General features: G+C 60.9%; 15 protein-coding genes and 2 pseudogenes. 10 read left to right on the plus strand and 7 right to left on the minus strand.

The annotated features are described in order from the left end of the window. Window positions 1–3: 3 nt before the first annotated feature. Window positions 4–1791 carry a thiamine pyrophosphate-requiring protein gene (locus J3B00_RS13505; RefSeq protein WP_209867983.1) on the minus strand — a complete coding sequence of 596 codons (1788 nt, stop codon included), beginning with the start codon at window positions 1789–1791 and terminating at the stop codon, window positions 4–6. Window positions 1792–1972: 181 nt separating this feature from the next. Continuing rightward, window positions 1973–2476: a CinA family protein gene (locus J3B00_RS13510; RefSeq protein ID WP_209867984.1), complete on the minus strand. Its 504-nt coding sequence runs from the start codon at window positions 2474–2476 to the stop codon at window positions 1973–1975. 1774 nt (window positions 2477–4250) lie between these two features. Between J3B00_RS13510 and J3B00_RS13515 the strand changes: the two genes are divergently transcribed. From J3B00_RS13515 to J3B00_RS13525, 3 genes are read left to right on the plus strand one after another with little or no spacing between them, the layout of a single operon-like run. Continuing rightward, window positions 4251–4856 carry a hypothetical protein gene (locus J3B00_RS13515; protein WP_209867985.1) on the plus strand — a complete coding sequence of 202 codons (606 nt, stop codon included), beginning with the start codon at window positions 4251–4253 and terminating at the stop codon, window positions 4854–4856. Beyond that, window positions 4856–5284 carry a phage holin family protein gene (locus J3B00_RS13520; protein ID WP_209867986.1) on the plus strand — a complete coding sequence of 143 codons (429 nt, stop codon included), beginning with the start codon at window positions 4856–4858 and terminating at the stop codon, window positions 5282–5284. The genes J3B00_RS13515 and J3B00_RS13520 overlap by 1 nt, the downstream gene beginning before the upstream one ends. Beyond that, on the plus strand, window positions 5281–6087 hold the full coding sequence (locus J3B00_RS13525; RefSeq protein ID WP_209867987.1) for a DUF3618 domain-containing protein: 807 nt from the start codon (window positions 5281–5283) through the stop codon (window positions 6085–6087). The genes J3B00_RS13520 and J3B00_RS13525 overlap by 4 nt, the downstream gene beginning before the upstream one ends. A gap of 39 nt (window positions 6088–6126) precedes the next feature. On the opposite strand, the pseudogene J3B00_RS13530 reads toward J3B00_RS13525, so the two are convergent. After that, window positions 6127–6438 (minus strand): annotated as a pseudogene (locus J3B00_RS13530) (LysR substrate-binding domain-containing protein); the annotation flags it as partial. On the opposite strand from J3B00_RS13530, the gene J3B00_RS13535 reads away from it, so the two are divergent. The 4 genes from J3B00_RS13535 (at window position 6393) to J3B00_RS13550 (ending at window position 8287) form a co-directional block, all read left to right on the plus strand. Next, entirely contained in the window at window positions 6393–6560 is a 168-nt protein-coding gene (locus tag J3B00_RS13535) for a hypothetical protein (protein ID WP_209875181.1), read from the plus strand. The pseudogene J3B00_RS13530 and the gene J3B00_RS13535 sit on opposite strands and share 46 nt — an antisense overlap. Window positions 6561–6674: 114 nt before the next feature. Then, window positions 6675–7259, plus strand: a complete 585-nt coding sequence (locus tag J3B00_RS13540) for a hypothetical protein (RefSeq protein ID WP_209867988.1) — start codon at window positions 6675–6677, stop codon at window positions 7257–7259. Window positions 7260–7275: 16 nt separating this feature from the next. Next, the gene (locus J3B00_RS13545; RefSeq protein ID WP_209867989.1) at window positions 7276–7992 is read left to right on the plus strand and encodes a DUF72 domain-containing protein; all 717 of its coding nucleotides are present in this window, start codon (window positions 7276–7278) and stop codon (window positions 7990–7992) included. A gap of 70 nt (window positions 7993–8062) precedes the next feature. Next, window positions 8063–8287, plus strand: a complete 225-nt coding sequence (locus J3B00_RS13550) for a hypothetical protein (RefSeq protein WP_209867990.1) — start codon at window positions 8063–8065, stop codon at window positions 8285–8287. Between the two features lie 195 nt (window positions 8288–8482). Here J3B00_RS13550 and J3B00_RS13555 read toward each other — a convergent pair. The 4 genes and pseudogenes from J3B00_RS13555 to J3B00_RS13570 form a co-directional block, all read right to left on the minus strand. Further along, a pseudogene (locus J3B00_RS13555) lies at window positions 8483–10582 on the minus strand (HAD-IA family hydrolase); the annotation flags it as partial. 405 nt (window positions 10583–10987) lie between these two features. After that, on the minus strand, window positions 10988–12169 hold the full coding sequence (locus J3B00_RS13560) for a PAS domain-containing sensor histidine kinase (protein ID WP_209867992.1): 1182 nt from the start codon (window positions 12167–12169) through the stop codon (window positions 10988–10990). Next, the gene (locus tag J3B00_RS13565) at window positions 12159–12974 is read right to left on the minus strand and encodes an alpha/beta hydrolase (protein WP_209867993.1); all 816 of its coding nucleotides are present in this window, start codon (window positions 12972–12974) and stop codon (window positions 12159–12161) included. Before J3B00_RS13565 ends, J3B00_RS13560 begins: the two co-directional genes overlap by 11 nt. A gap of 115 nt (window positions 12975–13089) precedes the next feature. Then, window positions 13090–13581, minus strand: coding sequence for a DUF1543 domain-containing protein (locus tag J3B00_RS13570; protein ID WP_209867994.1), 492 nt, complete (start codon window positions 13579–13581; stop codon window positions 13090–13092). Between the two features lie 278 nt (window positions 13582–13859). Here J3B00_RS13570 and J3B00_RS13575 point away from each other — a divergent pair, with 278 nt between their 5' ends. The 3 genes from J3B00_RS13575 to J3B00_RS13585 are packed head-to-tail and all read left to right on the plus strand — an operon-like array spanning window position 13860 to window position 17648. Next, window positions 13860–14600, plus strand: coding sequence for a gluconate 2-dehydrogenase subunit 3 family protein (locus J3B00_RS13575; protein ID WP_209867995.1), 741 nt, complete (start codon window positions 13860–13862; stop codon window positions 14598–14600). A 3-nt stretch (window positions 14601–14603) separates the two neighbouring features. Further along, on the plus strand, window positions 14604–16388 hold the full coding sequence (locus J3B00_RS13580; protein ID WP_209867996.1) for a GMC family oxidoreductase: 1785 nt from the start codon (window positions 14604–14606) through the stop codon (window positions 16386–16388). 12 nt (window positions 16389–16400) lie between these two features. Beyond that, window positions 16401–17648, plus strand: a complete 1248-nt coding sequence (locus tag J3B00_RS13585; protein WP_209867997.1) for a cytochrome c — start codon at window positions 16401–16403, stop codon at window positions 17646–17648. The last annotated feature ends 81 nt before the right edge of the window (window positions 17649–17729 follow it).

Consider the following 17729-nt stretch of genomic DNA (forward strand, 5'->3'; position numbering starts at 1 on the left):
CGGTCAGTCCTTGCGGCCCGGCAGCACGGCACTGAGTACCTGCTTGGCCGCTTGCACGATAATCCCGGCCTCATCCGGGTCGCCCTTCAGCAAGGTGCCGGCAAACTTCTTGGCCTGCTCGAGCGTGATATGGGGCGGTAACGGCGGTACGTTGGCGTCTGTCTTGAACTCGATCAGCACCGGGCAATCGGCGGCTAGCGCCTGTTCCCATGCGCTGGCGACGTCTTCTTCACGGTCAACGAAGATACCCTTGAGGCCGATTGAGATGGCGAACAGGTGGTAAGGCACATCCGGAATCGACTGCGAGGCTTCAAACTTGGGATCGCCTTCCATGACGCGCTGTTCCCAGGTGACCTGATTGAGGTCCTCGTTATTGAAAACTGCACAGATCCATTTCGGGTTGTCCCACTGCCGCCAGTACTTGGCCACGGTGATCAATTCGGCCATGTTGTTCATCTGCATGGCGCCATCCCCTACCAGGGCGACCACCGTGCGCTGCGGATGGGCGAACTTGGCAGCGATCGCATACGGTACGGCAGCGCCCATGCAGGCCAGGCCGCCGGAAAGTGAACATTGCATGCCTTGGCGAATCATCAGGTCACGTGCGTACCAGTTGGCGCAGGAGCCGGAATCGCTGGTCACCAGGGCATTATCAGGCAGGCGAGGGGAGAGCTCGTACACCACCCGCTGCGGATTGATTGGGTCGGCTTTGGCCAATGCGCGCTTCTCCAGCGTCTTGTCCCAGCGTGCCCGCCAGCTTTCGACCTTGTTGCGCCAGTGATCGCTCTTCTGCTCGAGTAGTGGCAGCAGTGCGCGCAGGGTCTCGGCGGCGTCGCCCTGCAGGTTGACCTCCATGGGATAGCGCAAACTGAGCATGTCCGGTTGCAGGTCGATCTGCACACCACGGGCCTGACCCTCCTTCGGCAGGAACTCGGCATAAGGAAAGCCCGAGCCGATCATCAGCAGGGTGTCGCACTCTTCCATCATCTGGTAACTGGGTTCAGTGCCGAGCAAGCCGATGGCGCCGGTGACCCACATAAGGTCGTCGGGGACTACCGCCTTGCCCAGCAATGCCTTGGCCACGCCTGCACCCAGTTTATCGGCGATCGCAATCACCTCTTGCGAGGCTTGCAGCGCGCCTGCTCCTACCAGGATGGCCACTTTGTGGCCGGCGTTCAGCACCTCGGCAGCGCGCTGCAAGTCGTCGTTGTAGGGGACCACTTTCGGTTTGCTGTAGCCGATCCCGGAATGCACCGTACCGTGAGCCCGCTCGGGCTCGCTGTACGGCAGGTCTTGCAGGTCGTTGGGCAGAATCAGCGCGGTCACTTTTCGTTCGCCGACCGCCGTACGCACTGCGCGATCGAGCAGATGGCGCACTTGCGAGGGGGTGGATGCTTGCTGGACGAACGCCCCGGCCACATCCTTGAACATCGATAGCAGGTCCAGCTCTTGTTGATAGTGGCCGCCGAGTGCGCCGCGGGCCTGCTGGCCGACAATGGCCAGCACCGGCATGTGGTCCATGCGGGCATCGTAGAGGCCGGTCAGGAGGTGTGAAGCGCCTGGGCCCGAGGTTGCGATGCACACGCCCAGTTCGCCGGTGAATTTGGCGTGAGCGCTGGCCATGAATGCCGCCATTTCTTCATGGCGGGCCTGGATGAACTCGATCTTGCCCTTGGCCCGGCTCAGCGCGCCGAACACGCCATTGATACCATCGCCCGGGTAGCCATAGATGCGTCGCACGCCCCATTGATACAAGCGCTCGACCAGAAAATCTCCTACTGTCGCTGTCATTTCCATTTCCTTGCCAGTCGTCGATAGGGGTCTGGACTGGGTACCTTTGGGGAAAGTTTCAACGGTGTGCGCATTGGTCGACTGACAGGAACCGGGCAAACAGCGTCTGTATCATCTGGTTATCGACCGGAGAATCAGGAGGCGACTTCATGCCAGCAAGGGGCTTTGCGTTGGCGTGCCCTCAAGATCGCTCACCACGCAACCAGCGTTGGTGATAGTGGGCAATGCGTGTCAGTCCATACACTGCGCCTTGATGCATCACATCGGCGCGTTCACCTGTAAAGCGTTGGCTGCGAGTGAACACGGTGAACGGCTCGCCTGCGAATGCCCAGGCGTAACAGAACGTTCCCGGTGCTATGCCTGCCTCGGGACCGGGTCCGGCTACGCCGGTGGTTGCGATGGCGACAGTGGCGCTGCTGTCTTTCAATGCACCCAGCGCCATCTCCCAGGCGACTGCTTCGCTGGTCAGGCCATAGCGCTCGATGGTCAGCGGGCTGACGCCGAGCAGGCGTTGTTTGGCACTGGGTGAATACACCACATAGCCGCTCTCGAGCACTTCACCGGTGCCCGGAGCCTCGGCAAGCAGCGCGGCCATGAAACCCGCCGTACACGACTCGGCGGTGGTTAGCAGTAGCCCGTGTTGCTTGAGATAGTCGAGGGTGGCCAAGACGGCATCTGTGGACATCTTCGAGGCCTCTTCTGTAGATACGCGGTTGACGGTGGGAGCTGGTGTTTGGTTCACGGGCTTTGGGCGTACCGCTTGTCCGTACTGGCAGGGTGGGCCTGAACTTTGCCTTGGCAGGTGGCTTCCCAAAAAGGTAGAGGCAGGTCAACGAGTCGGGAGGCGTCATGAGCAAAGACAGTGATCATCCGGTTGAGCCCAAGCAACCGGTGGGTGGTGAAGCGGAGAGGGACAATGATGCGCGTCGGCCTGATGGGTCGTCTGGGACGGCGCATGATTCTACTGCGCAGAAAACGGCCAGGGATGAGGGTACGGGTAAAAAATAGGGTTGTCGTGATGGGGCTGGGGCTTGTAGGTTGTGGGGGCTTATCTATTTGATATGGTGGCTTTTCGGGCCCCTTCCGCCCTTACGGGGGGTCACTTTTTTTCTTGGAAAAAAGTAACCAAAAACCGCTTGCTCCATCATACGGCCCTCCGCTGCGCTGCGGGTTCCCTCGCTCCGATCTTGCTCCTGACGTCGCGAAGTTAGGGGCGGCGTCTGGGCTGGCGTTGTTTTTGATAGTGGCATGGGTGGTGGTTATTCGGGCCTCTTCGCGGGGCAAGTCGGATCGCCGCACCGCCGCCCCTACAGGGTTGGCGCCGAATTCAAAATTTGCTCAATCCCTGTAGGAGCGGGCTTGTCCCGCGAAGAGGCCGGTACTGCCAATGCAAATCGCAGGGCGCAGCCCTGCCAGCCACCCCACAAATCCGCTCGTAAACAAACAAAGCGAGAGCGCAGCGATTCGCCAGCCGTTGCCTTGGCTGTTGATCTTGATCTTGCTCTTGATCTACAGCGACTTCAGGAGCAAGACCGGAGCGAGGGAACCCGCAGCGCAGCGGAGGGCCGGATGCAGGAGCAAGCGGTTTTTGGTTACTCTTTTCCAAGAAAAAAAGTGACCCGCCGTAAGGGCGGAAGGGGCCGGTGGCGCCACCCCATCAAATGGATAAACACACAGTTCCTAGGCCAGCCAGCCAAGCCGACAGAAAGTAACCAAAAGCCATTTCTCCTACATGCGGTCCTACGCCTCGCTGCGGGGTTCTCTCGCTCCGGTGTTGCTCCTGAAGTCGCTGGTAGACCAAGAGCAAGATCAACAGCCAGGGCAACGGCAGGCGAATCGCTGCGCTCTCGCTTTGTTTATTTACCAGCGGATTTGTTGTGCGGCTGGCAGGGCTGCGCCCTGCGATTTGCATTGGCAGCACCGGCCTCTTCGCGGGACAAGCCCGCTCCTACAGGTATTGCGTCGAACTCAAAATCTGCGCCAACCCTGCAGGGGCGGCGGTGCGGCGATCCGACTTGCCCCGCGAAGAGGCCCGAATATCCACCACCCATGCCACTATCAAAAACAACGCCAGCCCAGACGCCACCCGTAACTTCGCGACGTCAGGAGACCGGAGCGAGGGGACCCGTAGCGCAGCGAAGGGCCGGATGCACGAGCAAGCGGTTTTTGGTTACTTTTCTCCAAGAAAAAAAGTGACCCGCCGTAAGGGCGGAAGGGGCCAGTGCCGCCATCACATCAAATGGATAAGCCCACAAATTCTAAACCAACCAACCAAGCTCTGGACAGTCCGCTGCCGCCCATGTGTTTTGCCCCCCAGTTAGCCCCGCGCAAGTCTTTGACGCTGGGGGTAGTGGTTACCGATCACTCTGACTGAACTCCGTCCTCAGGGCCCGTATCTCCCGCATGAAGACACACGCTCCGGCGCACCTGCCGGAGCTTCATTTGCGAGGGAGATATCCATGGAACGCGATCAAGGCCAGGCATCGTCGCCTGGCAGCACCCAGGACCACCTGCATGCCATCACCGACGAAGCGGGCGCTCTGCTCAATGAGGCCAAGACGCAAGGCGCCGAGCAGTTCGAGCACTACCGCGATACCGCCGCCGACCAGCTCGAATCGTTGCAACAAGGCGCCCGCTCGGCCGCTTCTGCCCTGCAGGGCAACGATAGCCTGGGGCTTTCCCAGTACCTGGGGCAGGCGGCCGAATGCATCGGTAGCTTTGCCGAGCAAATCCGTCACGAAAGTGCCGAAGACCTGTTGCACCGTGGCACTCGGCTGGCGCGGGACAACCCTGCGATGTTCCTCGCCGGCAGCGTGGCGATCGGATTCGCCTTGTCACGCTTCCTGCGTGCCAGCGCAAGCCATACCGGCGCCACGTCCACGTCCACGGCGCCGACAGCCGACGGCACCCGCGAGCCTTACCACAGCTCTGCACCCACCCCGGACCGTTCCAGCGATGTTTCCACCCACAAGCCCTATACCCCGGTCGACCCCGTCGGCATGGGCGGCGCCACGCCGGTTGGCGGCGGGCCACTGGAGCGTGATCCGCTCAAAGGAGGTGAATGATGAACAACGACCCTCTCCAGACTACGCCCGCAATGCATACGCCGGCTGAAGATACGCTCGGTGTCGGCGGCTTGCTCAGGCAATTGATGCGCGAGGTGCCCGACCTGTTCAGCAAGGAGCTGGCCCTGGCCAAGGCGGAACTGCAACACAACCTCAACACCTTGAAAGCCGGCACCGCCGCCGTGGCGGCCGGTGCGATCGTGATCCTGGCCGGCTTCATCATCCTGCTGCTGGCCGCCGTCTATGCCCTGGCCACGCTGGTCGAGCCCTGGATGGCTGCACTGGTCGTCGGCGCGGTGACGGTGATCATTGGCTTCATCATGCTGCAGGCGGGCAAGAAGCAGTTCGACCCATCACAGCTCACTCCGGACCGCACCCTGCATGCCATGCAGCAGGACAAGGACGCGTTGAAGAGGAAACTGCCATGACAACCTCCTTTGAACATGACACCGAAAAAGACCCTGACTTGCTTGAGCAGGAAATCAACGCCAAACGTGAGCACATCAGCGACCTGGTCGATGCCTTGGAGCAGCGCCTGAGCCCGGGACAACTGATGGACCAGGTATTGGCCTACGGCAAAGGCAACGGTGGCGAGTTTTTCCATAACCTGGGCACAACCTTGAAGAACAATCCCGTGCCGACCACCCTCACGGTACTTGGCCTGGCCTGGCTGGGCCTCAATCAGAACCGACCGTTCAACCCCGGCCCCGCGCATAGCGGGCCGGGCCTGGGAGAAAAACTGGGCGAGGCGGTCGACAGCGTCAAGGGCGCCTTCAGCCATGCTGGCGAGGCGCTGCACGATGCCAGCCACACCATGCGGACCAAGGCCCACGACCTGGGTGACCGGGCCGGAGCGTTAGGGCAGGGCGCGCGGGAGTCGGTGGCAGGCTCCGCTGATAGCCTGCGAGGCACCGCGCAGCAGATCGGCGATCAGGCGACAGCGCTGAAGGGCCAGTTCGATCACCTGCTCAAGGAGCAGCCATTGGTGCTCGCCGCGTTAGGTATCGCGCTAGGGGCCGCGCTGGGCGCCGCGCTACCAAGTACGCGCAAGGAAGATGAGCTGATGGGTGCCAGCAGTGATCGCTTGACTGACACCTTGAAGGCCAAGGGCGAGCAAGCCAAGCAAGCGGTAACGGAGACCGTGAGGCAAACCACAGCAAAGGACGCGCCTAGCGGTACTCACCGAGCAAGCGAGACGGATCTTTCGTCAGGTCTGGGCTTCCCGTCCTGATAGCGGCCAAGTCATTTGGCGGGGGTGGGGAAACCCTGATCAATTGCCGCCGACACTCGCCCAGAACGCTTCGGCAGATTGGCTGAGAAGTGCCTTTGGGCGAGTGAGGTGAATTTCGAGCGGTATATCCCAGCTTTCGTCGAGTGCTCTGACCAGGCGTCCGTCGAGGGTTTCCTGCTCGGTGAGGCTCTTGGGCAACCATGCCACGCCTTTGCTCTCCAGGGCCATGGACATGAGGACCGCAGCAAGGTGGCTGCTGAACAGCGGCTTGAGGTGGAGGTAGTCTTCTTTGCCGCGCAGTCGGTGTGCAACGATCCGGCCCAGTCCAGACTCATGGGTGTAAGCGAGGTAGCATTGGCACCATTGCCATTGCCAAGTGGGACAACGCGTTCGATGTCGAGGCGTGCGAGCGTGAAATCGCGGCGATGAAGCACGAGAAGGCCATGCGCAAGGCCCTGCTGGCGCAAAAATAATCGGTACAGTGCCCCGGTCATGGCGCAGCAGACACGGCATGCCCGGGTAAGGGGCGTACGGAATCCATCAGCGTTTGCGCGGTCAGTTCTGGCATCTCTGTCAAGGAACCGACCATGCGCATTCCCCGTCTGTTTTGCCTGCTTAGCCTGTCGGTGCTGGCCGGCTGCCAATATCTGCCGCGCAGCTATTACTTCACCCCGCCGGAAAACGAGCCGAACCCGGCCTGGATCCGCATCGTCAACTTCACCCAGCACGCCGAGATCTATCAGTACGAGGGCGGCGTTCGCTCAGGTGGGGCGGTGCGGAGCGGGCCGCTGCCGTTGGTCAACACCCAGGACAAAGGCATGCCCAAGGCGGGCCAGGACCTGACGTTCGACTTCTACGAGTCGCCCCTGCGGCCTGGTCTTGAAACCCATGTGGACATGTTCTGGGAAGGCAGCGAGACTCGTCACTGTTTCGTCTCGGCCACGTTCATCCCCAAGGCCGGTCAGTACTATCAGTTTCTGATGTCGTCGGGTGCAAGCGGCACCTGCAGGATGTCGCCGACGCTGGTCGAGCGTGATGAAAATGGCAGTGGCTGGCACCTGAAGCCCAACCCCGATGTCACATACCCGGACGGTAGTGCTGTCGGCAAGACCTACTACGGCGACGACCGTTACAAAGATCCGAACTACAAGCCGTTCTCGCCGCCGATTTGACAACAGGAGCGCTGCAATGATCCATCTTGGCTGCGCCGGTTGGAGCCTGTCACGGCCCTACGCTGGGCACTTCAAGGGAGACGGTAGTCACTTGCAGCGCTACGCCGCCCGGTTGAACGCGGTAGAGATCAATAGCTCGTTCTACCGCCCGCATCGCCCCGCAACCTATGCGCGGTGGGCGTCTTCGGTGCCCGAACAGTTTCGTTTTTCAGTCAAGGTACCCAAGACGATAACCCACGTGCAGCGCCTGCAATCGTGTGAAACATTGCTTGATGGATTTATCGAGCAGTGCAGCCAGCTTGGCGATCGCCTCGGTTGCCTCCTGGTGCAACTGCCGCCTTCTTTGGACTATGACGCTGATACCGCCCAGCGCTTCTTCGAGCGTTTGCGAGAGCGGTACGCCGGTGGGGTGGCTGTCGAACCGCGCCACGTTTCGTGGCAGGTCGCCCGGCCGATGCTGGTAGCACTGCAAATTGCCCAGGTTGCCGCGAGCCCGCCGCGTTTTGACAGCGATGCGCTACCTGGAGGATGGCCAGGGTTGGTGTATTGGCGGCTACATGGGCAGCCGCGGCTCTACCACAGTGAGTATTCGGACGACTACCTGCAGCGCCTGGCACAACGTCTCCATGTCAGTGAAGCTGCAAAAGTGCAGACCTGGTGCATCTTTGACAACACCGCGTCGGGCGCAGCGTTGGCCAATGCACTGGCCATCCAGGCCCTCATCAACGGCTGATGCAACCGAATCAAACTTTTACGGGCCGTCAGGTTCTTCTGAAAACACACACTCATTTCAGGAGCGCTTCATGGAACACAGCGACCGCAAACAGCAAGACAAGGTCCCCCGGCCGATTTCTTCGGAGCAGGCGCAACAAGGTGAGTCATCGCCCGATCCGGTGCTCGAGCGTCCAGACCCCAATACCGAGGCAGTGGACAAGGTGATTACACCGACTTCGATCAAGGAGCAGGAAGAGCAGGCGCGACAAATTGAACGGCGCCTGGCGGATGTAGAAAACAAGGCCAGGCGTTGACCGTGGGCGTCTCGTAACGCTAACTCATTGATTCAGGAAAAACCCTGTAGGAGCGCCGCACCGCCGCTCCTATAGGGTTTGCGCCGGTTCAAAAGTGACTGATTGCGCTGACGCCGCGGGCTCCATGTTCATTTGCAGATCAAGCGGGGAGCCGTCCTCGAGCATGAAGGGCATTACCCAGTCGCTCGAATTCTGCCGCTGCAGGTGCCGAAAGTTATCTGCAATAAGGTCGATCAGCTCCTCGTCTTTGATCGGATCCAACCCCGGATAAGGTTTGCCGTTGTACTCGCCGTCATGGCTAAGCACCGCTTCAACACTGCCATCGTTGGCCTTGTACAGTTGCTGGATCTTCTGTGCTTCTAGGTCCTTGCCATCGTTGCAGCGCAGCGCATAGTGCACGGCGAGGGCTGCGCCGAAGGCCAAACCCGGCGTGTCGATGCCGTGCTTGCGTGCCAGCTCGATACTGCTGAGGATGCGCTCGTGACGCTGAAGCTTGCGTAAGGGATCGCGGCCAACACGGGCGCAAGGGTCTTTGAACGAGGTCTTGCAGCGCTCCAGAAAGGTTTTTGCAAAACCGCTGACGGCGTCTGACATTTCCGGGTTTTCAGCCATCAGCGCAGGCCCGACTTCCTGCCTGATCAAGCGTTCGGCCAGCGCACTGACGCGGGCATCGCCCATGCCTTGGCCTACCCACGAATAGCCCAGCAGGCTCGCGTACCAGGCGATGATGGCGTGCGGGCCATTCCACAAACGGTTCTTGATGACCTGGATCTGGGCGATGTCGCTGACCGTTTTCACCTGGCGCAAGCGTTCGAGCAGGTCGCTGCCGCGCTCGACATACAGCGGCATGTCCGGCTCGCTGTTGAACAGAATCAGATGCAACTGGCTCAGTGCGCTGCTCGACTGCACGAAGGGCCTGAAGCGGCCGATCAGGCGTTCGTACTCAGGCACCGGGGCGGAAGGCTTGCGGGTCACCGCGGGCTCGTCGTCCAGGCTGTTCTGGAACATCTGCGACTTGATCCGCAGTTGTCGCACCAGCGCGTCATTGCTGATCTTGGAGACGATGCGGCTGACCACCGTTTCAGCGAAGTGGGTCTTTTGCAGGACCTGCTTGCTGATCTCTGGCGAGCACAGCAATTCCAGCTCCGCCTGGACATGCAGACGCACGAAGGCGGCGCCGCCAATCTTGTTCAGCACGATCAACAGGGTCAGCTCGCGACCACGGCGCTCGAAACGTCGGAGCAAGCCTTGCGCAATGACCTTGGCCTGTTTGCGGATCGCTTGCTCGGGCAGGCTCAGGCCGATGATCTCGGCGCTGTTGTACATGTCGATGACCGCATCGTCATTGTCCATGTCGATCATGCGCACGTTTTCGATGGTCTGGTCGAACGAGGTGGCCCCGTAGCGCACGCTGTAACGGCCGAAGGCGCTGACGGTTTCCCTGAGCATGCGCGAGCGGGTCGCGGCGATGATTTCACAAGGCCGGGTGTAACCGTCCCAGTGAGAGAACACCTGGGTCAGATAGCCGCCGCCGATAGCGCCGAAACCATGGATGCCTACGCGAAACTGGTTCAGCGATGAAGGAAACGGCTCACCCAGCTCGGGCATGCCCAGGTCGGGCACGCACTCACTCAGGTCGGCCAGAAACGCGTTCATGCTGCGGTATGCCTTGAGCGCACCGGCCTTGACCTCGGCTGCTGGCGGCTTGATGTCTTCGATCAGAATCGCTTGCCCTTCGGCGCGGATGGCCGAAAGCAGACCGTTTTCCGAGTCTTCGAGCATGAAGCAGTTGCTCGGCTCGCAATTGAGCGCGCTGGCGGCGCGGAGGAATATTTCCGGGTGGGGTTTGCCCTGGCTGACTTCGTCGCCGCACACGGTGATGTCGAAGTACTTGAGCACATTGGCGTTGATCAAGTACTCCTCGGCGATGGCACGGCGACTGGAGGTGGCGACCGCCATGGTCAAGCCGGACTTGCGTAGCCGTTCCAGAACTTCCAGCAAACCGGCCTTGATCGGTACGCCATGATTGCGCACATATTCCAGCTCAAGCTCATCGGCGCGCTGGCGAATTTGTGCGTAGGGGAAGTCTTCACCGTTGTGAGCCTTGGCGAGGGCTTCGGCTCTTTTCGCGCTAAGGCCCAGCGAACCGATCAACGTCTCTTCGCTCAATGCCTTGCCGAAAATTTCCATCGAAGCTTGTTTCAATGTCTTGAAGCGCAAGCGCTCGGTATCGAACATGGTGCCGTCCATGTCGAAGATAGCGCTGAAAATTCGTTTGCCCTGAAAAAAAATCATAAAGTGATGCCCCTGTAGTCTTGCGGATTCTTTCGCTGCCAAAACCTGGACGAGCGAAAACTGCGAATGCACTGCAACGCTAAGGAGTCAGGTCGGGGGCAAGCGATCTAGCGGGTTGCGCGCAGGCGCGACGCAGAGGTAAGGCGGGACGGAGCGGGGAGTGCAGAGGAGGCTGGCAAGCTTTGCGGCACCGCGGCTGCCAGCTTTGCGGTTAACTTCACGCCCACTGGCTGCAGTGTGATCTGCAGACAGTGAGCGGAAAAAGCGATGGATACGTGTGATTCCGAGCATAAGGTGCTGTGCTTCCTTCGTCGTAATTGATAGTCCTTTTTAAGCCTTGCACGTATCCGCCGTGAGATGCAACCCGCAAGCGGCAATCCAGAGCGGCGCAAGTGGGACGGGTGTTCAGTTGGCGCTTTGGCTAACCGGGAAGCTGACGCAGAACATCGTGCCCTGTTCAGCCGTGGAACTCACTGTCACATCGCCGCCATGCGCCCGGCTGATCTCTCTGACGATGAACAGGCCAAGCCCTACGCTTCTCACGTCGGCATCGAGCTGACTGAGCCGTGTCATGGGTTCGAACAGCTTGCTGAGCGAAGCCTCAGGGATAGCCTCACCGTCGTTGTGCACGGTCAACATTGCCACGCTGGCGGTAACGGTGGAGGTGATGGTTATCGGCCTGGCGAGGTCGCCGTAAGCCACACTGTTCGCAACCAGATTGCCGATGACCTGCTGGACCCTGTCTGCGTCCAGCTCGGCACTGCCCACGCCAGCGTGTTCATGCACCAGCACAGCCTGCGGAAAAGTGACGCGCAACTCGTTCACGCTGCGCTCGGCGAGGTCGTGCAGGTCAGTGCGCTTGCATGAAATGCCGATGCCGTGGCCCACCCTGGCCAAGGCAAGATCCAGGAGGTCGGCGATCATGCGCTGAGCACGCTCAGACGACTGGCTGATGTGACCCAATAGCTGGTTTTCCTTGGCGGTGCGCTCGCCTCGGCCCAGCAGTTCGGTCGCCATTTTGATAGCGGTCAGGGGGTTCTTCAGGTCATGGCTGGCAATGGCCACCATTTGCTCGGCGAAATGCGCCCGTCGTTGGGCCACTTCATAGGCAGCATCCAGCTCGAGCTTGGCCTGGCGCAGAGCCGCTTCTGCGCTGGTTTTTTCCCGCAGCAGTTCCTCTGCGCGGCGACGGGCCTGAAGCAGTTCGCGTTCGTAGCGGTCCCGGTCAGTGGTGGCGAACAGCGCCAGCTCGTGGAGCGCGCCGCCGCTATGCTCGCGCCTCACGCCATTGAGCAGCAGGGTGATGGTCTGGCCGTGGGCCGTCGTCAGGTCGAGTTTTACCTCGCCTACCGCGCCTTGCATCTGCATCAGTGGCGCCCAGTGGGTTTGGTGAAAGATTCGCCCGCCGATGCTGAGCAGGTCCTGGAAACGGCGTTGGATCAGCGCGGACTGACTGAGACCGAGCCAGCTGCTGAAAAGCTGATTGCTGCGCAGGATCGTGCCGTCTTCCCTGGTCACCACGAGGCCACAGGGAGCACCTTCGAACAGGGCCTCTGAGTCGGGCAGCAGGGGTTGATCAGTCGCCATGTTCACCTTGCCAAGGCAGGAGAAAACGGTCCATTGCCGCAGCGCACGCTTGCGGAGCACTCATGTGTGGGCAATGACCAATATTTGTGATCAGTTCAAGAACGCTGTTGGGCAGGTGTGCATGCATGTACTCCCCCACTTGCTGGGGGGCAATCAGATCATCCGAGCATTGCAGGATGAGGGTCGGCGTAGGCAAGCCCTTGATGTCTTCACGGTTGTCGGACAAGAAGGTTACCCGGGCAAATTGCTTGGCGATTTCTGGCTCTGTGCAACAGAAGCTGTTGGTGAGCTCTTCGCCCAGTTGGGGTTGGCCAGGCGCGCCCATGATGGTCGGCGCCATCGCACTCGACCAGCCAAGATAATTGCCGTCGAGGGTGTCCAGCAGCGAGTGGATGTCGGCCTGCGTGAAGCCCCCTGCATACCCCTCGCAATCGATGTAGCAAGGAGAAGGGCTGACCATTACGTGTGCTGCAATCCTGCCGGGAGCCAGGCGATCGGCCAGCACGCCGACCATTGCGCTCACCGAGTGGCCCACAGTGATCACCGGCCCCGCGGCGCAGTGGTCAATGACTTCGAGCAGGTCTTGGGCATAGCCTGACAGGGCACCGTGCCGGTTGCTGTCATAGGCCGCCAACGCCGAGCGTCCTGCGCCAAGCAGGTCATACAGGACCACACGAAAGCGGCTGGTAAAGTGCGGGAACAAGTAGTGCCACATGGTCTGGTCGCAGCCGAAACCATGCGAGAACACCAAGGTTGCACGGCCTTGGCCAAGAACTCTCACATTATTCCGGCGCTGTATTTCCATGCATCGCTACTCCACTCAGCCCAACGTGCGTTGGCCAAAATCAGAATAGTGCAGCGCAATCAGAGCAAGGGCAATATGCCATGGTATGCGACCCCTTTTATTTGCTGGCTGCCACTCAGATCAGGACGTAGTCGCTGTGCTGCAGCATGCCTTGATGGGGGCCCTCGACCAGTTGCACATAGCGCCCTGCAATCAGGTCGATTGGCAGACAGTCGTCGACATCGAGTACCGCGTCGGTGTGGGGCTGCAACCAACCTGTCGCCATGCGCTGCTTGCCCAACCGCTTGGCGGTGGCCTTGTCGGTGGCAGCCACCAGCAGATAGCGGTGCGCCTCGCCAAACACCTGGCGCTCGTAGCCACCCAGGTTGAGGAAGAACAGGCGCATGGCACCGGGCTGTGGCGCCGCCTGGCTGAACTCGACGCGATAGCCCTCTACGCCATGAACTTCCAGCCAGGAGTCGATGTGCAGGCCCTTTGCGCTACCGAACCAGGCGTTGCGCAATTGGGGATAGGCCTGCTCCAGAGAGTCGGCTTGGGCGAAAACCACGTCGTGGACCTCGATGCTGGCGCGAGGGTGGCGTCCGCCGAGCATGACAACGTAAAGCATGGTGGTTCCTTGGGTTTGAGAGAGGCTTAGTATCAGCTCTTTCTAGGGCTTCGTGTCATTCATCATTTCGCGACACAAGGCCACTCCCACAGAGAGAATGCGCCAGCTCTCAAGGCTGATTTGCACCGGCCAATAGAGATGTAACCGGTTTCAAAATGTTGCTGGAGCAGCTAAATTAGTCGGCTGGCCTCCATCACTTCGCTGTTGGAGCGCACCACCCGATTAAACAACCAGACGGCGCAACGCCAAGGCCGCCCTGACCCTGATGAGAATTCGACATGCCTGAGCAAGCCCCAGACAACCCGCGCAGGGACTTCCTGCGCAAGACCTTGACCTTGATACCTGTAGTAACCGTGGCCAGCACAGGCTTGGGCCTGGGCAGCAGCCAACTGCTCGCGCAGCCGGTGCACGAACCGCGGGTCCCGGCCACGCCACCTGCTGGCGATTACCAGCCGACCTTCTTCACCAAGGAAGAATGGGCCTTTGTGCAAGCGGCGGTGGCGCGGATCATCCCTGCCGACGCGCTCGGCCCGGGTGCGCTGGAGGCCGGTGCCGCAGAGTTTATCGATCGCCAGATGAACACCCCCTACGCGACCGGCGCCCAGTGGTACATGCAAGGCCCGTTCAAGGCCGATGCTGCCCCCGAACTCGGCTACCAACTTCAGCTCAGCCCTCAGCAGATCTATCGCCTGGGCATCGAAGCTGCGGACGCCTGGTGCAAAGCTCAGTTGGGTAAACCTTTTGCTGAGCAAGATAGCGCTACCCGGGACCAGGTTCTTGGCAAGATCGAATCTGCAGAGATCGTTTTCGACGCATTGCCCGGCAAGGTGTTTTTCAGCCTGTTGGTGCAAAACACCCGGGAGGGGTTCTTCTGTGACCCGATCCACGGTGGCAACAAGGGCATGGTCGGCTGGACACAGATCGGCTTCCCCGGTGCCCGGGCAGATTTCATGGACTGGGTCGAGCGCAACGAGCCTTACCCGTTCCCGGCAGTATCGATTCGCGGCGAGAGGGCGTAAGGCATGGCCAATGCAATGAAGAAGGTCGACGCAGTGATCGTCGGTTTCGGCTGGGCGGGCGCGATCATGGCCAAGGAACTCACCGAGGCCGGGCTGCAGGTGGTCGCCCTGGAACGCGGGCCGATGCAGGATACCTACCCTGAGGGCAGCTACCCGCAAGTGATCGATGAGCTGACCTACAGCGTGCGCAAGAAGCTCTTCGTCGACGTCTCGAAAGAGACCGTCACCATTCGCCACAACGTCAACGACGTGGCCTTGCCCAACCGTCAGCTAGGCGCCTTCCTGCCTGGCAAGGGCGTCGGTGGTGCGGGCCTGCACTGGTCTGGCGTGCACTTTCGGGTCGACCCGATCGAACTGCGCATGCGCAGCCACTACGAAGAACGCTATGGCAAGGGCTTCATCCCTGAAGGCATGACCATCCAGGACTTCGGCGTCAGCTACGAAGAGCTCGAACCGCATTTCGACTTCGCCGAAAAAGTCTTTGGCACCTCGGGCCAGGCGTGGACAGTCAACGGCCAGGTGGTGGGCGAAGGGAAGGGCGGCAACCCGTATGCGCCTGATCGTTCAAACCCGTTCCCGCTGGTTTCACAGAAAAACGTGGTGTCGGCAAAACTGTTCGAGCAGGCCACCCGCAGTCTCGGTTACAAGCCGTACAACCTGCCTTCGGCGAACACTTCCGGGCCTTACACCAACCCTTACGGCGCGCAGATGGGGCCGTGCAACTTCTGCGGTTTCTGCAGTGGCTACGTGTGCTACATGTACTCCAAGGCGTCGCCTAACGTGAACATCCTGCCGGCGCTGCGCCAGGTGCCGAACTTCGAGCTGCGGCCCAACGCCCATGTGCTGCGGGTAAACCTCGATGACAGCAAGCGCAAGGCCACCGGTGTGACCTATATCGATGCCCAGGGGCGTGAAGTCGAGCAACCGGCCGACATCGTCATTCTTGCCGCTTTCCAGTTCAACAATGTGCGCCTGATGCTGCTGTCCGGCATCGGCAAACCGTATGACCCGATCACCAACGAAGGTGTGGTCGGGCGCAACTTCGCCTACCAGAACATGGGCACGGTGAAAGCGTTCTTCGACAAGAACACCTACACCAACAACTTCATCGGCGCCGGCGGCAACGGTATCGCCATCGACGATTTCAACGCGGACAACTTCGACCACGGCCCGCATGGCTTCGTCGGCGGTTCACCGATGTGGGTGAACCAGGCCGGCAGCCGGCCGATTGCCGGCGTCGCCAACCCGCCAGGCACGCCCGCCTGGGGCAGCGCCTGGAAGAAGGCCACGGCCGACTACTACACCCACCAGCTGTCGATGGACGCCCACGGTGCACACCAATCGTACCGGGCCAACTACCTCGACCTCGACCCGACCTACCGGGATGCCTACGGCCAGCCCTTGCTGCGCATGACCTTCGACTGGCAGGAAAACGACATCAAGATGAACCAGTTCATGGTCGACAAGCTGAGCAAGATCGCCCAGGCGATGAACCCCAAGGCCATTGCCGTGCTCGGCAAGAAGGTCAAGGAGCACTTCAATACGGCCAATTACCAGACCACTCACCTCAACGGCGGCGCGATCATGGGTACCGACCCCAAGACCAGCGCTCTCAACCGTTACTTGCAGAGCTGGGATGTGCACAACGTGTTTGTCCCGGGCGCTTCGGCGTTCCCACAAGGGCTGGGCTACAACCCGACCGGTCTGGTTGCTGCACTGACCTACTGGTCTGCCCGGGCGATCCGCGAGCAGTACCTGAAAAATCCCGGCCCGCTGGTCCAGGCTTGAGGAGCGATGAACATGAAGACACTGTTGATCGCGACACTGCTGGCTGGCGCAAGCCTGGCAGCCCAGGCTGATGAAGCCAACGATGCGCTGGTGCGCAAAGGCGAGTACCTGGCCCGTGCCGGCGATTGCGTCGCCTGCCATACGGCCAAGGACGGCAAGCCGTTTGCCGGCGGGCTGCCGATGGAAACCCCCATCGGCACCGTGTACTCCACCAACATCACACCCGACGGCAGCGGCATCGGCCACTACAGCTTCGAGGACTTTGACCTGGCGGTGCGCAAGGGTATCGGCAAGGACGGCAGCACGCTGTATCCGGCCATGCCGTACCCGTCCTATGCGCGGGTCAACGACGATGACATGCGCGCCTTGTATGCCTACTTCATGAAGGGAGTGGCGCCGGTTCAGCAGCCGAACAAGGCCACCGACATCCCGTGGCCATTGAGCATGCGTTGGCCGCTGGCGATCTGGCGAGGTCTGTTCGCGCCTGAGGTCCATGCTACGCAAGCGCCCGCCGCGCAAGACCCGGTGGTAAGCCGCGGGGCGTATCTGGTCGAGGGCTTGGGCCACTGCGGCGCTTGTCATACGCCACGCGCGCTGACCATGCAGGAGAAAGCCCTCAGCCCGGCTGACGGAGCGCAGTTCCTGGCCGGCAGTGCGCCGCTCGAAGGCTGGATCGCGAAGAGCCTGCGCGGCGATCACAAAGATGGCCTGGGCAGTTGGAGCGAAGCGCAACTGGTGCAGTTTCTCAAGACCGGTCGCAGTGACCGCAGCGCGGTGTTCGGCGGCATGAGCGATGTGGTCGAGCACAGCATGCAGCACATGACCGACGCTGACCTGACGGCCATTGCGCGCTACCTCAAGACCTTGCCGCCGAGCAACCCGGACGACACCCCGCATGTCTATGACAAGCAGGTAACGGACGCGCTGTGGAACGGCGATGACAGCAAGCCAGGCGCGTCGGTGTACATCGACAACTGCGCGGCGTGTCACCGTACCGATGGCCAGGGTTATACCCGGGTGTTCCCGGCCCTTGCTGGCAATCCGGTGGTGCAGACCCAAGACGCCACGTCGTTGATCCACGTGGTGCTGGCCGGCGCTACCGTACCGGCCACCCATACGGCTCCGTCGAACCTGACCATGCCTGGCTTCGGCTGGCGATTGAGTGATCAGGAGGTTGCAGAGGTGGTGAACTTCATTCGGACCAGCTGGGGTAACCAAGGCAGCGCGGTAACTGCGGGAGATGTGAAAGCGTTGCGCTGAACAACAGGGGCGCCTGGCGCCCCCATTAGCGCGCTTGCTGATTATGATCCGACGAACGGTAGATGACTAAATCCGCCGGTT

The sequence above is a fragment of the Pseudomonas sp. BP8 genome (assembly GCF_017875955.1).
In the GTDB taxonomy this organism is placed as follows: domain Bacteria; phylum Pseudomonadota; class Gammaproteobacteria; order Pseudomonadales; family Pseudomonadaceae; genus Aquipseudomonas.

What these genes read in the sequence shown, in the direction of transcription:
- J3B00_RS13545 (WP_209867989.1), top strand. Translation starts at nt 7,276, where the DNA reads ATGATCCATCTTGGCTGCGCCGGTTGGAGCCTGTCACGGCCCTACGCT.
- J3B00_RS13510 (WP_209867984.1), bottom strand. Translation starts at nt 2,476, where the DNA reads ATGTCCACAGATGCCGTCTTGGCCACCCTCGACTATCTCAAGCAACAC.
- J3B00_RS13585 (WP_209867997.1), top strand. Translation starts at nt 16,401, where the DNA reads ATGAAGACACTGTTGATCGCGACACTGCTGGCTGGCGCAAGCCTGGCA.
- J3B00_RS13505 (WP_209867983.1), bottom strand. Translation starts at nt 1,791, where the DNA reads ATGACAGCGACAGTAGGAGATTTTCTGGTCGAGCGCTTGTATCAATGG.
- J3B00_RS13550 (WP_209867990.1), top strand. Translation starts at nt 8,063, where the DNA reads ATGGAACACAGCGACCGCAAACAGCAAGACAAGGTCCCCCGGCCGATT.
- J3B00_RS13560 (WP_209867992.1), bottom strand. Translation starts at nt 12,169, where the DNA reads ATGGCGACTGATCAACCCCTGCTGCCCGACTCAGAGGCCCTGTTCGAA.
- J3B00_RS13565 (WP_209867993.1), bottom strand. Translation starts at nt 12,974, where the DNA reads ATGGAAATACAGCGCCGGAATAATGTGAGAGTTCTTGGCCAAGGCCGT.
- J3B00_RS13540 (WP_209867988.1), top strand. Translation starts at nt 6,675, where the DNA reads ATGCGCATTCCCCGTCTGTTTTGCCTGCTTAGCCTGTCGGTGCTGGCC.
- J3B00_RS13575 (WP_209867995.1), top strand. Translation starts at nt 13,860, where the DNA reads ATGCCTGAGCAAGCCCCAGACAACCCGCGCAGGGACTTCCTGCGCAAG.
- J3B00_RS13580 (WP_209867996.1), top strand. Translation starts at nt 14,604, where the DNA reads ATGGCCAATGCAATGAAGAAGGTCGACGCAGTGATCGTCGGTTTCGGC.
- J3B00_RS13570 (WP_209867994.1), bottom strand. Translation starts at nt 13,581, where the DNA reads ATGCTTTACGTTGTCATGCTCGGCGGACGCCACCCTCGCGCCAGCATC.
- J3B00_RS13525 (WP_209867987.1), top strand. Translation starts at nt 5,281, where the DNA reads ATGACAACCTCCTTTGAACATGACACCGAAAAAGACCCTGACTTGCTT.
- J3B00_RS13515 (WP_209867985.1), top strand. Translation starts at nt 4,251, where the DNA reads ATGGAACGCGATCAAGGCCAGGCATCGTCGCCTGGCAGCACCCAGGAC.
- J3B00_RS13520 (WP_209867986.1), top strand. Translation starts at nt 4,856, where the DNA reads ATGAACAACGACCCTCTCCAGACTACGCCCGCAATGCATACGCCGGCT.